Origin of the sequence: Streptomyces sp. NPDC059917, assembly GCF_042730635.1 — a bacterium.
Lineage (GTDB): Bacteria > Actinomycetota > Actinomycetes > Streptomycetales > Streptomycetaceae > Streptomyces.
This window is the reverse complement of sequence record NZ_JBHWLC010000028.1, coordinates 82,223-94,568: the sequence shown is the minus strand read 5'-3', so window position 1 is coordinate 94,568 and position 12,346 is coordinate 82,223. Positions and strand designations below refer to the sequence as shown.

General features: G+C 72.6%; 14 protein-coding genes. 4 read left to right on the top strand and 10 right to left on the bottom strand.

Annotation, left to right across the window (positions count from 1 at the left end; translation table 11 throughout):
* Positions 1-60 precede the first annotated feature (60 nt).
* From ACFWAR_RS18385 to ACFWAR_RS18375, 3 genes are read right to left on the bottom strand one after another with little or no spacing between them, the layout of a single operon-like run.
* On the bottom strand, positions 61-837 hold the full coding sequence (locus tag ACFWAR_RS18385) for a DUF3710 domain-containing protein (RefSeq protein ID WP_385778298.1): 777 nt from the start codon (positions 835-837) through the stop codon (positions 61-63).
* A 1-nt stretch (position 838) separates the two neighbouring features.
* Positions 839-1,375: a dUTP diphosphatase gene (dut, locus tag ACFWAR_RS18380; RefSeq protein ID WP_385778296.1), complete on the bottom strand. Its 537-nt coding sequence runs from the start codon at positions 1,373-1,375 to the stop codon at positions 839-841.
* Positions 1,375-1,959, bottom strand: coding sequence for a PaaI family thioesterase (locus tag ACFWAR_RS18375; protein ID WP_385778294.1), 585 nt, complete (start codon positions 1,957-1,959; stop codon positions 1,375-1,377). The genes dut and ACFWAR_RS18375 overlap by 1 nt, the downstream gene beginning before the upstream one ends.
* Before the next feature lie 58 nt (positions 1,960-2,017).
* On the opposite strand from ACFWAR_RS18375, the gene ACFWAR_RS18370 reads away from it, so the two are divergent.
* Positions 2,018-2,473, top strand: a complete 456-nt coding sequence (locus tag ACFWAR_RS18370) for a DUF3093 domain-containing protein (RefSeq protein ID WP_385778292.1) — start codon at positions 2,018-2,020, stop codon at positions 2,471-2,473.
* Between the two features lie 71 nt (positions 2,474-2,544).
* Here the strand turns inward: ACFWAR_RS18370 and ACFWAR_RS18365 are convergent, their stop codons facing one another.
* The 4 genes from ACFWAR_RS18365 to ACFWAR_RS18350 all read right to left on the bottom strand — a co-directional run bounded on the left by ACFWAR_RS18365 (position 2,545) and on the right by ACFWAR_RS18350 (position 6,063).
* Positions 2,545-3,465 carry a hypothetical protein gene (locus ACFWAR_RS18365; protein WP_385778290.1) on the bottom strand — a complete coding sequence of 307 codons (921 nt, stop codon included), beginning with the start codon at positions 3,463-3,465 and terminating at the stop codon, positions 2,545-2,547.
* Positions 3,466-3,476: 11 nt separating this feature from the next.
* Positions 3,477-3,773 (bottom strand): DUF4193 domain-containing protein, encoded by a 297-nt coding sequence (locus ACFWAR_RS18360; protein WP_283449648.1) that lies wholly within the window; start codon positions 3,771-3,773, stop codon positions 3,477-3,479.
* Between the two features lie 383 nt (positions 3,774-4,156).
* Positions 4,157-5,404, bottom strand: coding sequence for a sensor histidine kinase (locus tag ACFWAR_RS18355; RefSeq protein WP_385778288.1), 1,248 nt, complete (start codon positions 5,402-5,404; stop codon positions 4,157-4,159).
* A 5-nt stretch (positions 5,405-5,409) separates the two neighbouring features.
* A complete protein-coding gene (locus ACFWAR_RS18350; RefSeq protein ID WP_283449645.1) occupies positions 5,410-6,063 on the bottom strand; it encodes a response regulator transcription factor in 654 nt (217 codons plus the stop codon).
* A 247-nt stretch (positions 6,064-6,310) separates the two neighbouring features.
* Between ACFWAR_RS18350 and ACFWAR_RS18345 the strand changes: the two genes are divergently transcribed.
* Positions 6,311-6,490, top strand: a complete 180-nt coding sequence (locus ACFWAR_RS18345) for a hypothetical protein (RefSeq protein WP_385778285.1) — start codon at positions 6,311-6,313, stop codon at positions 6,488-6,490.
* 149 nt (positions 6,491-6,639) lie between these two features.
* Here ACFWAR_RS18345 and ACFWAR_RS18340 read toward each other — a convergent pair whose 3' ends face one another.
* The gene (locus tag ACFWAR_RS18340; RefSeq protein WP_385778283.1) at positions 6,640-7,470 is read right to left on the bottom strand and encodes an inositol monophosphatase family protein; all 831 of its coding nucleotides are present in this window, start codon (positions 7,468-7,470) and stop codon (positions 6,640-6,642) included.
* Between the two features lie 10 nt (positions 7,471-7,480).
* Positions 7,481-8,668 carry a ferrochelatase gene (locus ACFWAR_RS18335; RefSeq protein WP_385778281.1) on the bottom strand — a complete coding sequence of 396 codons (1,188 nt, stop codon included), beginning with the start codon at positions 8,666-8,668 and terminating at the stop codon, positions 7,481-7,483.
* Between the two features lie 171 nt (positions 8,669-8,839).
* On the opposite strand from ACFWAR_RS18335, the gene ACFWAR_RS18330 reads away from it, so the two are divergent.
* Positions 8,840-10,123 (top strand): MFS transporter, encoded by a 1,284-nt coding sequence (locus ACFWAR_RS18330; protein WP_385778279.1) that lies wholly within the window; start codon positions 8,840-8,842, stop codon positions 10,121-10,123.
* The gene (locus ACFWAR_RS18325) at positions 10,044-11,402 is read left to right on the top strand and encodes a D-arabinono-1,4-lactone oxidase (RefSeq protein WP_385778277.1); all 1,359 of its coding nucleotides are present in this window, start codon (positions 10,044-10,046) and stop codon (positions 11,400-11,402) included. Before ACFWAR_RS18330 ends, ACFWAR_RS18325 begins: the two co-directional genes overlap by 80 nt.
* A gap of 7 nt (positions 11,403-11,409) precedes the next feature.
* Here ACFWAR_RS18325 and ACFWAR_RS18320 read toward each other — a convergent pair whose 3' ends face one another.
* The gene (locus ACFWAR_RS18320) at positions 11,410-12,345 is read right to left on the bottom strand and encodes a hypothetical protein (RefSeq protein ID WP_385778275.1); all 936 of its coding nucleotides are present in this window, start codon (positions 12,343-12,345) and stop codon (positions 11,410-11,412) included.
* Between the last annotated feature and the right edge of the window lies 1 nt (position 12,346).

Below are 12,346 nucleotides of genomic sequence, written 5' to 3'. Positions count from 1 at the left end.
GGGGGGGCCCCCCCGCGGGGGGGGGCCCCGCCCACGGCCGTGAACGCGTCTGCCGACTGCTCAGCGGACCTCGGTGATCTCCGGTCCGCGCTCCAGCTGGCCCATGCCGCCGGAGAAGCGCGAGCCCTCCTGCTCCTCCGTCTGCACGCCGTCCGGCACCATCTGGGCGTCGTTCGGCAGCTTCAGGACGATCGGGTCGCGCGGGGCCATCGGGCCCTCGCCGCGCACCACGACGGTGTCGCGGAAGATCTGCTCCAGCACCCCGGCGGCCTCGGGGCGCACCGCGCCCTGGCCGGAAATCACACCGCGCAGGAACCAGCGCGGACCGTCGACGCCGACGAAGCGCACCAGCTGGGCGCCGGTCTGGCCGTCCGGCAGCGGAACCGGGACCTGCGCGCGCAGCTCCCAGCCCAGCGGACCCTGGACCTCGTCGATGATGCCGCCCTGGGCGGTGATGCCCGCGCCGATCTCCTCGCGGACCTCGCCCCAGATGCCTTCCTTCTTGGGCGCCGCGAAGGCCTGCAGCTGCACCGCGCTGTCGTGCAGCACGACGGTCGCGGCGACGATCGCGTCCCCGGCGACCTCGACGCGCAGTTCCATGCCCTCGACACCCGGTACGAGGATGCCGCCGAGGTCGACCCGGCCCTCGGCGGGAGCCGAGACCTCGGAGTCGTCCCAGGGGCCGTCCGGACGCGGGGCCGGCGGCAGGTTCAGCCTGCGCGGCTCGCTCGCGGCGGAGTCGTCGGCGACGTCCTGGCCCTCGGCCTCGATGCCGTCGACCTGCTCGGCCGCGCTCCCGTCATTGACGGAGTCGTTCTTCTTGCGACGTCCGAACACGTCACTGTCCTTCCCGGTCGGTTACGACCGAAGCGTAGCCATTCCCACCCTGCTGACCAGCGCCGGTTCCGGCCACGGCCGCATGACCACCGGTGGAGCCGAAACCCCCCTCGGCCCGCGCCGAGCCGGGAAGTTCCGCCACCTCGTGGAAGCGCACCCTCTCGACCCGCTGGACAACCAGCTGGGCAATGCGGTCGAAACGCTCGAACCGTACGCTCTCGCGCGGGTCGAGATTGACCACGATCACCTTGATTTCCCCACGGTACCCGGCATCCACCGTCCCCGGGGCATTCACGAGGGCGAGCCCGCAGCGTGCGGCCAGCCCGGAGCGCGGGTGCACGAAGGCGGCGTAGCCGTCGGGCAGCGCGATGGACACGCCGGTGGGCAGCACGGCCCGCTCGCCGGGAGCCAGTTCCGCGGCCCGCGTGGTGACGAGGTCGCAGCCCGCGTCACCGGGGTGGCCGTAGGCGGGCAGCGGCACCTCGGGGTCGACGCGGCGGATCAGCACGTCGACGGGTGCGAAGGAGTTCTGGGACATCAGGGGTTCACCTCGAAGGCGCGGGCGCGCTTGGCCTGGTCCGGGTCGGCCATCGCCGCCCGGATCTCCTCGGGTCGTCCGTTGTCGATGAAGTGGTCGACCTTGACCTCGATGAACAGGGCCTCGGCACGGACCGCGACCGGACCCTGCGGGCCGCCTATCCGACCGACGGCCGTGGAGTAGATCTTCCGTCCCGCGACGGCCGTGACCTCGGCCTCCAGGTACAGCACGGTGTCCACGGGCACGGGCCGCACGAAGTCGGTCTCCAGCCGCCCGGTCACCGCGATCACGCGCAGCAGCCAGTTCAGGGAGCCGAGGGTCTCGTCGAGCGCCGTGGCGAGCACGCCGCCGTGGGCCAGGCCCGGGGCGCCCTGGTGCGCGGGCTTGACGGTGAACTCGGCGGTGACCCGCACGCCCTCGCCGGCCCTGGCCGCCAGGTGCAGCCCGTGCGGCTGCCCTTCGCCACAGCCGAAACAGTGCTCGTAGTGCGCACCGAGGAGCTCGCCGGGTGCCGGGGCATCGGGGTGCCGCACCGGCGCCGTGGCATCGGCGGGAGGCGTCAACGCTGTGTTTCGTCCACTCACAGGCGCAGACCTTACCCGCGCCACCGGCCACGGGTCGCCCCGTGCCAAGCTTGGAGGCATGCAGCTCTCCCCCGCGCACCACGACGAACGACTGACCGCCCCCCGCGCCTGGTGGGCCATCTCCGTATTGCTGGGTCTGTCGTGCGCGCTGATGTTGCTGCCGCTGGGCACCCTGCCGCTGCTGGCGGGGCTGGTCGGCGGGACGGCGCTGGCCGGGGCGTGGGTGAGCTCGTACGGGTCCGCCCGCGTGCGCGTGGTGAACGGCGCGCTGAGCATCGGGGACGCGCGGATCCCGGTCTCGGCCCTGGGGGAACCCGAGGTGCTGGACGCCGACGAGGCAATTGCCTGGCGCACGCACAAGGCCGACGACCGCGCCTTCATGTTGATGCGCAGCTACGTGCCGACGGCTGTCCGCGTGGAGGTCACCGACCCCACGGACCCGACGCCGTACGTGTACGTCTCGACGCGGGAGCCGGAAGCACTGGCGGCGGCCCTGCGGGCGGCCCGCGCCTAGCTCGCGGGGGCCGGCCGGCGACCCACCGGGTCGCCTCGACCGGCACACGGATCACGGTGGTCCCGCGCGCCTCAGCCGTGCGGGCGTTCTCCGGGACCCTCGAGGGCGGCCCTGGTGGCCTCGGGAAGGGGCTGGAGGGGCTGCTCCAGGGGCGGCAGCTGTGCGAGCGCGCTCCAGGGCACGGCACGGCTGCGCAGGTCGCTGCGGACCTTCTCGGCGAGTTTGCGGGTGTCGCGGCGGTTCATCACCGCGCCGACGGCCGCGCCGACCATGAAGGGCATGAGGTTCGGCAGGTTCCGCACCATCCGCTTCATGATCTGCTGGCGCAGCTCGCGTTTCATCTGGCCGCCGAGGGCGGCATTGAGCGTGGTGGGCCGGGAGAGGTCCACGCCCCGCTCCTCCGTCCACGCCGTGAGGTAGCCGAGGCTGCGCTCTTTCAGCGTGCCGGGCGGCCGCAGGCCGTAGACCTCGTGGAGCTCGGCGATCAGTTTGAACTCGATCGCCGCGACGCCGGTGATCTCCGCGGCCAGTTCCGCCGGCATGGCGGGCGGCACGGGCAGCATCGCCGCCGCACCGATCCCCGCGCCGACGGTCGAGCTGGCGTTGGCGGCGCCCGCGATCAGCTTGTCGGCAAGCTGATCGGGACCCAGGTCCGGGAACTGCGCGCGCAGTGTCGCGAGGTCCCGTACCGGAACGCGCGGGGCGTTCTCGATGATCCGGTCGGTGATGAAGAGGGCCGCGGCCCTGACTCCCTCACCGCCCTTGCGCACCCCGTTCTTGACGGCGTGCAGCCGACGGGCCGTAGCGGCTCGCCGCGGCTCTTCGGCAGCCTCCGTGGCCGAGGGCTCAAGTCCTCCGGCCCCGGAGGGCAAGGCGGGCACGCCGGGCGCTTCGGGACCCGTTGCCGGGTCCGTGGCCCCCTCGTGCGTTTCCACCGGATCATCATGCTGTTTTCGCAGGCGGAGCCTGCGAAAAGGCGTCGAGCCCGTCACGGCCGACGCTCCTAGTCGCAGTCGCGACAGATCGGCTGGCCGTTCTTCTCCCGCGCCAGCTGGCTGCGGTGGTGCACCAGGAAGCAGTTGGTGCACGTGAACTCGTCGGCCTGCTTGGGTAGGACCCGGACGGCCAGCTCCTCGTTGGAGAGGTCCGCACCGGGGAGCTCCATGCCCTCCGCGGCGTCGAAGTCGTCGACGTCGACGGTCGAGGACGACTTCTCGTTACGACGAGCCTTCAGCTCTTCGATGCTGTCGTTGTCGACGTCGTCGTCCGTCTTGCGTGGGGTGTCGTAGTCCGTTGCCATTTTTCGCTCTCCCCCTCTGGGATTTAGCGGTGTCTCAGCGCACGTAACGCGCGAGAGGCCGGACTTGTGCCCGACCTGAGGCGGAGATTTTGCCTCACATCAAGGTCTGTTACTCAATCGACACCCAGCTGCTCGCCATGGGCGGCGTTCAGCTGGGATGACGACCGGGACCGTACACGGTCCGGGGGTCGCCTTGCACGAGCGCCACCCCGTGTATTTCCCGCCATCAGGGGGGCCGGAAACCCGGACTTCCCGGGCTTTCCGGCCGCCCCAGGGGTCACCGAACGTACAGGGACCCCCACTCGCCACTGTGATCGATCACACAGAATCCACCCCCGTGGCCGCTCTTTCATTCAGCCAAGAGCGAACACGGGCATGAAGTCTCAGATCGGCAAAGTGACACGCATCACGAGGCCACCGCCCTCGCGCGGCTCCGCGTGGATGCGGCCGCCGTGCGCCCGCGCGACCGAACGCGCGATGGAAAGGCCGAGTCCGACCCCCTTGTCGCTGCCCGTCCGCTCGGTGCGCAGCCGCCGGAACGGCTCGAAGAGGTTGTCGATCTCGTACGCGGGAACCACGGGACCCGTGTTCGATACCAGGAGCACCGCCTGGCCGTGCTGCACCTCGGTGGTGACCTCGACCCAGCCGCCCTCCGGCACGTTGTACCGGACGGCGTTCTGCACCAGGTTGAGGGCGATCCGCTCCAGGAGCACGCCGTTGCCCTGTACGACCGCCAGCGCGCGCTCGCCGCGGATCTCCACGCCCTTGCCCGCCGCCTCGACGCGCGCCTGGTCCAGGGCCCGGGAAGCGACCTCGGCGAGGTCCACCGGCTTGCGCTCGATGATCTGGTTGTCGCTGCGGGCGAGCAGCAGCAGGCCCTCGACGAGCTGCTCGCTGCGCTCGTTGGTGGCCAGCAGCGTCCTGCCGAGCTGTTGGAGCTCCACCGGCGCCCCCGGATCGGAGAGGTGCACCTCCAGCAGGGTCCGGTTGATCGCGAGCGGGGTCCTCAGCTCGTGCGAGGCGTTGGCGACGAAGCGCTGCTGGGCGGTGAACGCCCGCTCCAACCGGTCGAGCATCTCGTCGAAGGTGTCGGCCAGCTCCTTCAGCTCGTCGTCGGGCCCGTCGAGCTCGATCCGCCGGGTCAGGTCCGAGCCGACCACGCGCCGCGCGGTCCGGGTGATCTTGCCGAGCGGCGACAGCACCCGGCCGGCCATCGCGTAGCCGAAGGCGAAGGCGATGATGCTGAGGCCCAGCAGGGCCATCAGCGAACGGCTGAGCAGGTCGTCCAGCGCGTGCTTGCGCTGGACGTTGACGCACTCGGTGATCACCTGGTTGAAGCGGTCGAGCGACTGCTCGATCGACTGCACGCCCGCGCACGTGCTGCTGGAGACCTCCACCTTGGTCCCGCCCACGATCTTGAACGGGAGGTTGTTGCCCTCCCGCAGGGCCTGGGCGGCCAGCAGGTAGATGATCGACAGCAGCAGGATGCCCGCGATCAGGAACATGCCGCCGTAGAGCAGCGTGAGGCGTATGCGGATCGTCGGCCTGAGCCAAGGGAAGGGACCCTCGGGCTGGCCGGGGTCCCAGGTCGGTTTCGGTGGCGCCGATGGCGGCGCCGGAGACGAGGCCATCCTCATCAGATCCGGTATCCGGAGCCCGGTACGGTCACGATGACCGGCGGCTCGCCGAGCTTGCGGCGCAGCGTCATGACGGTCACCCGCACGACGTTGGTGAAGGGGTCGGTGTTCTCGTCCCAGGCCTTCTCCAGCAGCTGCTCCGCGGACACCACGGTGCCCTCGCTGCGCATCAGGACCTCCAGCACCGCGAACTCCTTCGGCGCCAGCTGCACCTCCTTGCCGTCGCGGAAGACCTCGCGGCGGTTCGGGTCCAGCTTGATGCCGGCCCGCTCCAGGACGGGCGGCAGGGCCACGGTCGTACGCCGACCCAGCGCGCGCACCCGGGCGGTCAGCTCCGTGAACGCGAACGGCTTGGGCAGGTAGTCGTCGGCGCCCAGTTCCAGGCCCTCGACCCGGTCGCTGACATCGCCCGAGGCGGTCAGCATGAGCACCCGGGTGGGCATGCCCAGCTCGACGATCTTGCGGCAGACGTCGTCGCCGTGCACGAGCGGGAGGTCCCGGTCCAGCACCACGACGTCGTAGTCGTTCACCCCGACGCGCTCGAGGGCGGCCGCGCCGTCGTACACGACGTCCACCGCCATGGCCTCGCGGCGCAGTCCGGTGGCCACCGCATCGGCGAGCAGCTGCTCGTCCTCGACGACGAGTACGCGCACGTCGTTTCCTTCCTCCGAGCCCTTCAGGGCACACGTGTGTTGCGTCGTCCATCCTGCCCCTTTCAGCCGTAAACCGGCTGTAAGGCGCCCCTGAGCCGCTCCGGCGGGGGGTGCCCGGGGATTCCCCGCCCTCACGAGGTTTCTGCGCCCAGGGTGCCGGGGAGGACGTCAGCACACCCCGATCACTCCATGCCAGTGGCGCGCTTCGTGCTCGCCGCCGCCGACCCACGTAGAAGGGGCGCATCCCATGGACGCATTCACCGCGGGTCTCCTGCAGCGCATCAGGAGCACGCAGACGGACCTCAGGCAGGCCCGCGAGGCGGGCGACGACTTCCTCGCGGAGGTCGAGCAGGCCGAGCTGGAGGACCTCCAGCGCCTCGCCGCCGAGCACGGCGTGCAGGTACAGGTCTCCGTCTCCGCCGCCTGACCGACCCACCGGCCCACCGGCCCGGGGCTCCGCCCCGGCCCCCGACCCGCACCCCCTCCGACCGTCCCGTCCGGCCCCGGCGCGCTCCGCGCCGGGGCCGGACGGCGTTCAGCCGACGGGTGCGACCGGTGGGGTTCGCTCGGCGGGGCTCAGTCGTGCCACGCCCCCGCCGCGTCGAGCAGCGGCTGGAGCGAGGCGAACACGGCCGGCGATCCGGCCACGACCAGCTCCCCGGACGCCCGCTGCCCCGGGCGGCCGCCCGTCAGGGCCCCCGCCTCGCGGGCGATCAGGTCCCCCGCCGCCAGGTCCCAGGGGTTCAGCCCGCGCTCGTAGTAGGCGTCGAGCCGCCCCGCGGCGACGTCGCAGAGGTCGAGCGCGGCCGACCCGCCCCGCCGGATGTCCCGGACCTGCGGCACGATCTGCCGGGCCACCTCCGCCTGGTGCGCGCGCCGCGTCTGGACGTACGCGAACCCGGTCGCCACCAGGGCCTGGTCCAGCGGCGCGGCCGACCGGCACGACAGCCGGGCGCCGCCCGTCCAGGCCCCGCCGCCCCGCACCGCGTGGTAGGTCTCGCCCCGCATCGGCGCCGCCACCACGCCCACGACCGTCTCGCCCCGGTACTCGGCGGCGATCGAGACGCCCCAGCTGGGCAGGCCGTAGAGGTAGTTCACGGTCCCGTCCAGCGGGTCCACGACCCACCGGACCCCGCTGGTGCCGGGCGTGTCCGCGCCCTCTTCGCCGAGGATCCCGTCAGCGGGCCGGCGCTCCGCGAGGAGACCGGTGATCAGCTTCTCCGCCGCGATGTCCATCTCGGTGACGACGTCGATCGGGCTGGACTTGGTCGCGGCCACCGCCAGGTCGGCCGGGCGGCCGTCCTTGAGGAGCGCGCCGGCGCGCCGGGCGGCCTCCAGGGCCAGCTCCAGCAGTTCGTCGAGGTCGGGTGCGGGGTCACCGGGGGTGCCGGGGGTCGCAGCGGTCACAGCGGGCTCCTCACGCGTCCGCGTACGGACTGTCGGCGCCCGCGGCCGCGGGCCGGGGCGCGCGCGCCGGGCAGCAGCCCACCGCGCACAGGTCGTGGCTCGGTCCGAGCAGTCCGAGCGCGCAGCGCTCCACCGGCTCGCCCCGCTCTCCCGCGGCCCGCTCCAGCAGCAGCTCGCGCACGGCGGCCGCGAAGCGCGGATCGGCGCCGACCGTGGCCGAACGGGCCACCGGGAGTCCCAGCTCCGCCGCCTTGGCGGTGGCCTCCGTGTCGAGGTCGTACAGGACCTCCATGTGGTCGGAGACGAAGCCGATGGGCACCATCACCACCGCGGGGGCGCCGGCCCCGTGGAGGGCCTCCAGGTGGTCGCAGATGTCCGGTTCCAGCCAGGGCGTGTGCGGGGCGCCGCTGCGCGACTGGTAGACGAGCCGCCAGGGCCGCTCGACCCCGGTCCCGGCCCGGACCGCGTCCGCGATCACCCGGGCGACGTCCAGGTGCTGCTTGACGTACGCGCCGCCCTCGCCGTCCTCGGTGTGGTCCGCGACGGGGCCCGAGGCATCGGCGGCGGAGTCCGGGATGGAGTGCGTGGTGAAGGCCAGGTGGGCGCCCGCGCGGACCTGCGGCGGCAGCGACTCCAGCGCGGCGAGCACCCCGTCGATCATGGGCTGCACGAAGCCCGGGTGGTTGAAGTAGTGCCGCAGCTTGTCCACCCGGGGCCGCTCCAGGCCCTCCGACTCGACCTTGGCGAGCGCGTCGGCGAGGTTCTCGCGGTACTGCCGGCACCCGGAGTACGAGGCGTACGCGCTGGTGGCGAGCACCGCGACGCGGCGGCGCCCGTCGACGGCGATCTCGCGCATCACGTCGTCCAGGTACGGAGCCCAGTTCCGGTTGCCCCAGTAGACCGGCAGGTCCAGGCCGTGCTCGGCGAAGTCCTTGCGCAGCGCGTCCAGCAGCTCGCGGTTCTGCCCGTTGATCGGGCTGACGCCGCCGAAGCCGAAGTAGTGCTTGCCGACCTCTTTGAGCCGCTCGCGCGGGATGCCGCGGCCACGGGTGACGTTCTCCAGGAAGGGCACCACGTCGTCCGGGCCCTCCGGGCCGCCGAAGGACAGCAGCAGCAGGGCGTCGTAGGGCGCGGCGGGGCCGGCGGGCGCGGGCCCGGCGTCGGTGGGGCGGGCGGCGGCGGGGTGCTGGTCTGACATGCCTCGAATCCTGCCACCCGCCCTCGGCGCCCGGGAAACGACCTCGCCCGTCGAACCCGCCCCGGCGCGCAGGTAAGGTCAGCCTAAGTTGTCCCTTTTGATTCCCCCTGCGGGTACCGCACCGACGGTCGTAACCTGTATGGGCCACCGACGTCCCTTACGGAGGGCTCCTTGCCCAGTCCCTACCGCGCGATCTTCGCCGCCCCCGGCAGCAAGCGGTTCAGCGCCGCCGGCTTCATAGGCAGGATGCCGCTGTCCATGGTGGGCGTCGGCATCCTCACGATGATCTCCGAGATAACCGGGCGGTACGGGCTCGCCAGCGCGCTCACCGGCACCCTCGCCCTCTCCGCCGCCGCGGTCGGACCCCAGGTCTCCAAACTGGTCGACCGGCACGGCCAGCGCCGGGTGCTGCGCCCCGCCACCCTCTTCGCCGTCCTCGCCGTGACCGGGCTGCTGCTGGCCGCCGCGAACGGCTGGCCGGACTGGACCCTCTTCGTCTTCTCCGCCCTCGCGGGCTGCGTGCCGAGCGTGGGTTCGATGATCCGCGCCCGCTGGACGGCGATCTACCGGGACACCCCGAGCCTGCACACGGCCTACTCCTTCGAGTCCGTCGTCGACGAGATCTGCTTCATCTTCGGCCCGATCATCGCCATCGGCCTGTCCACCACCTGGTTCCCGGAGGCGGGCCCGCTGCTCGCCGCGGTCTGCCTGCTGGTGGGCGTGTGGTGGCTGACGGCCCAGCGCGCCACCGAGCCCGAGCCGCACCCGCACGACGAGCACGCCGACCGGACCTCCGCCCTGCGCTCCCCCGGGCTCCAGGTGCTGATGGGCACCTTCGTCGCGACGGGGGCGATCTTCGGTTCGATCGACGTGGCCACCCTGGCCTTCGCGGACGAGCGGGGGCACAAGCCCCTCGCCAGCGTGATCCTGGCCGTCTGGGCGCTCGGATCCTGCCTCGCGGGCATCGCCTTCGGCCTGCTGCACCTCAAGGGCAGGGCCGAACGCAGGTGGGTGCTGGGCATTTGTGCGATGGCCGTGAGTATGATCCCCCTCCTACTGGCCGGGAACCTTCCGTTTCTGGCCGTGGCGCTCTTCGTTTCGGGTCTCGCCATCGCTCCCACGATGATCACCACGATGGCCCTGATCGAGGCGCACGTACCGCGCGCGAAGCTGACCGAGGGGATGACCTGGATCAGCACCGGGCTCGCGGTCGGTGTCGCGGTCGGCTCCTCCGTGGCCGGCTGGGTCATCGACGCCTCCGGGGCGCGCAGCGGCTACGTCGTCTCCATCGCGGCGGGGGGCGCCGCGGCGGCGGTGGCGTTCGCGGGTTACCGCCGGCTGACGAGGCCGGCGCAAGGGGAGGAGCCCTCTAGCGATGGCGGACACACCGACGGCGCTGACCGGCAAGAGCGGGCCGGGCAGCAGCAGCACGGCACCGACCGCAGCGTGGCGTAACTGGGCGGGCAACGTCAGCGCGACGCCCGCCCGTGTCGTGACCCCGACCTCGGTCGGGGAGCTCCAGGAGGCGGTCCGCCGGGCCGCCTCGGACGGGCTGCGGGTGAAGGCGGTCGGCACCGGCCACTCCTTCACCTCGGCCGCCGCCACCGACGGCGTCCTGATCCGCCCGCAGGCCCTGACCGGGATCCGGGCGATCGACCGGGCCGCCGGGACGGTCACGGTGGCGGCCGGCACGGCCCTCAAGGACCTCAACCTCGCCCTGGCGCGGGAGGGCCTCTCGCTCACCAACATGGGCGACATCATGGAGCAGACCGTCTCCGGGGCGACCGGCACCGGCACCCACGGCACCGGCCGGGACTCCGCCTCGCTGTCCGCGCAGATCCGCGCCCTGGAGCTGGTCACGGCCGACGGAAGGCTGCTGGTCTGTTCGGAGAAGGAGAATCCGGAGGTCTTCGCGGCCGCCCGGCTCGGCATCGGCGCGCTGGGCGTCGTCACCTCGCTCACCTTCGCCGTGGAGCCGCTGTTCTTCCTGACGGCCCGCGAGGAACCGATGCCCTTCGACCGGGTGACCTCCGAGTTCGAGCAGCACTTCGCGGAGAACGAGCACTTCGAGTTCTACTGGTTCCCGCACACCGGCAACTGCAACACCAAGCGCAACAACCGCAGCCAGGGCCCCGCCGCCCCGCCCGGCGCGGTCAGCGCCTGGGTCGAGGACGAGCTGCTCTCCAACGGGATCTTCCAGGTCGTCAACTCCCTGGGCCGCGCGGTCCCCGCGGCCATCCCCGGCATCGCCCGGATCGCCAGCCGCGCCCTGTCGGCGCGCACCTACACGGACATCCCGTACAAGGTGTACACGAGCCCGCGCCGGGTGCGCTTCGTCGAGATGGAGTACGCCCTTCCGCGCGAGCGCGTCGTGGAGGCGCTGCGGGAGCTGAAGGCGATGGTCGACCGCTCCGGTCTGCGGATCAGCTTCCCGGTGGAGGTCCGCACGGCCCCGGCGGACGACATACCCCTGTCGACCGCCTCGGGCCGCGACAGCGCGTACATCGCGGTGCACATGTACAAGGGCACGCCCTACCACGCCTACTTCACCGCGGCCGAGCAGATCTTCACGGCGCACGGCGGGCGTCCGCACTGGGGCAAGGTGCACACCCGGGACGCGGAGTACTTCTCGCGGCTCTACCCGCGCTTCGGGGAGTTCACCGCGCTCCGGGACCGGCTGGACCCGGAGCGGGTGTTCGCCAACGACTACCTGCGGCGGGTCCTGGGCGACTGACCCGGGGTCAGGAGGGGTTCGCCCCGTCCGCGCCGCCCCGCGGCGTGGACTTCTCCGGGCTCGGCGTGGACTTGGAGGGCGCCGGCGTCGGCGTCGGGTCCTTGGACCGCGAGGGGTCGGGGCTCGGCGACGGGCCGCCGGAGTGCGAGGGGCTCGGGTCGGGGCTCGGACCCGGCCCGCCGTGGGACCGGGACGGGCTCGGTGAACTCCCGGTCCCGGGAGTCCCGTCGTGCCCGCGCTCACCGCCGTGCGTGGGGCCCCCGGTGTGCCCCGGGGGCCGGGGGAGCTCCTTCTCGCCGCCGGTTTCGGTGCTGTTGCCGGTGACGACGCTGGAGAGGGGGGCCTTGCCCAGCTGCTCGCCCGAGAGGGTCTCGAACGCGACGATGCCGCCCATCGAGATCGCGAAGACGGTGGCCGCGGCGACCGCCGTGGACTTCCAGCCGCGGAACCGGGTGCCGTGGGTGGTGGCCCGGCTGAACTCCTCGTCCGGCGGCCCCTGCGGCAGACCGGCCGCGGGCACGAGGACCGTGGGCATCGCGGTGGTCGGCGGCCCGGCCGCGGGCAGGACGGTGGTGGCGTCGCCCGCCCCGTCCCCTTCGGCTCCGCCGGGCACCCGGGCGTCGCCCGCCCCGCCGTAGGCGTCGCCGTCCAGGACGGGCACCTGGCGGGCCTTGGGCCGGGCGCTCTCGCGCAACTGGTCGCCGGTGCGCCGGAAGAGATGGCCGATCACCGGGCCGCCCGCGGTGGCGACCACGCTGACCACACCGGCGCCCAGGATCGTCCCGTAGACGCCGAGCTTCGACGCGAGGACCGCGGCCGCGACGGTGGCCAGGGAGGAACCCGCGACCTGAGCCGCGCTCAGATCCAGCTTCTTCTTCTCCGGTGGCTCCACACCCCCGATCGACTCCAGCGTCTCCATGCCCCGCGTCGTCTTGTGACCCATC

What these genes read in the sequence shown, in the direction of transcription:
- ACFWAR_RS18370 (WP_385778292.1), top strand. Translation starts at nt 2,018, where the DNA reads ATGCAGCTCTCCCCCGCGCACCACGACGAACGACTGACCGCCCCCCGC.
- ACFWAR_RS18345 (WP_385778285.1), top strand. Translation starts at nt 6,311, where the DNA reads ATGGACGCATTCACCGCGGGTCTCCTGCAGCGCATCAGGAGCACGCAG.
- ACFWAR_RS18335 (WP_385778281.1), bottom strand. Translation starts at nt 8,668, where the DNA reads ATGTCAGACCAGCACCCCGCCGCCGCCCGCCCCACCGACGCCGGGCCC.
- ACFWAR_RS18360 (WP_283449648.1), bottom strand. Translation starts at nt 3,773, where the DNA reads ATGGCAACGGACTACGACACCCCACGCAAGACGGACGACGACGTCGAC.
- ACFWAR_RS18355 (WP_385778288.1), bottom strand. Translation starts at nt 5,404, where the DNA reads ATGGCCTCGTCTCCGGCGCCGCCATCGGCGCCACCGAAACCGACCTGG.
- ACFWAR_RS18320 (WP_385778275.1), bottom strand. Translation starts at nt 12,345, where the DNA reads ATGGGTCACAAGACGACGCGGGGCATGGAGACGCTGGAGTCGATCGGG.
- ACFWAR_RS18325 (WP_385778277.1), top strand. Translation starts at nt 10,044, where the DNA reads ATGGCGGACACACCGACGGCGCTGACCGGCAAGAGCGGGCCGGGCAGC.
- dut (WP_385778296.1), bottom strand. Translation starts at nt 1,375, where the DNA reads ATGTCCCAGAACTCCTTCGCACCCGTCGACGTGCTGATCCGCCGCGTC.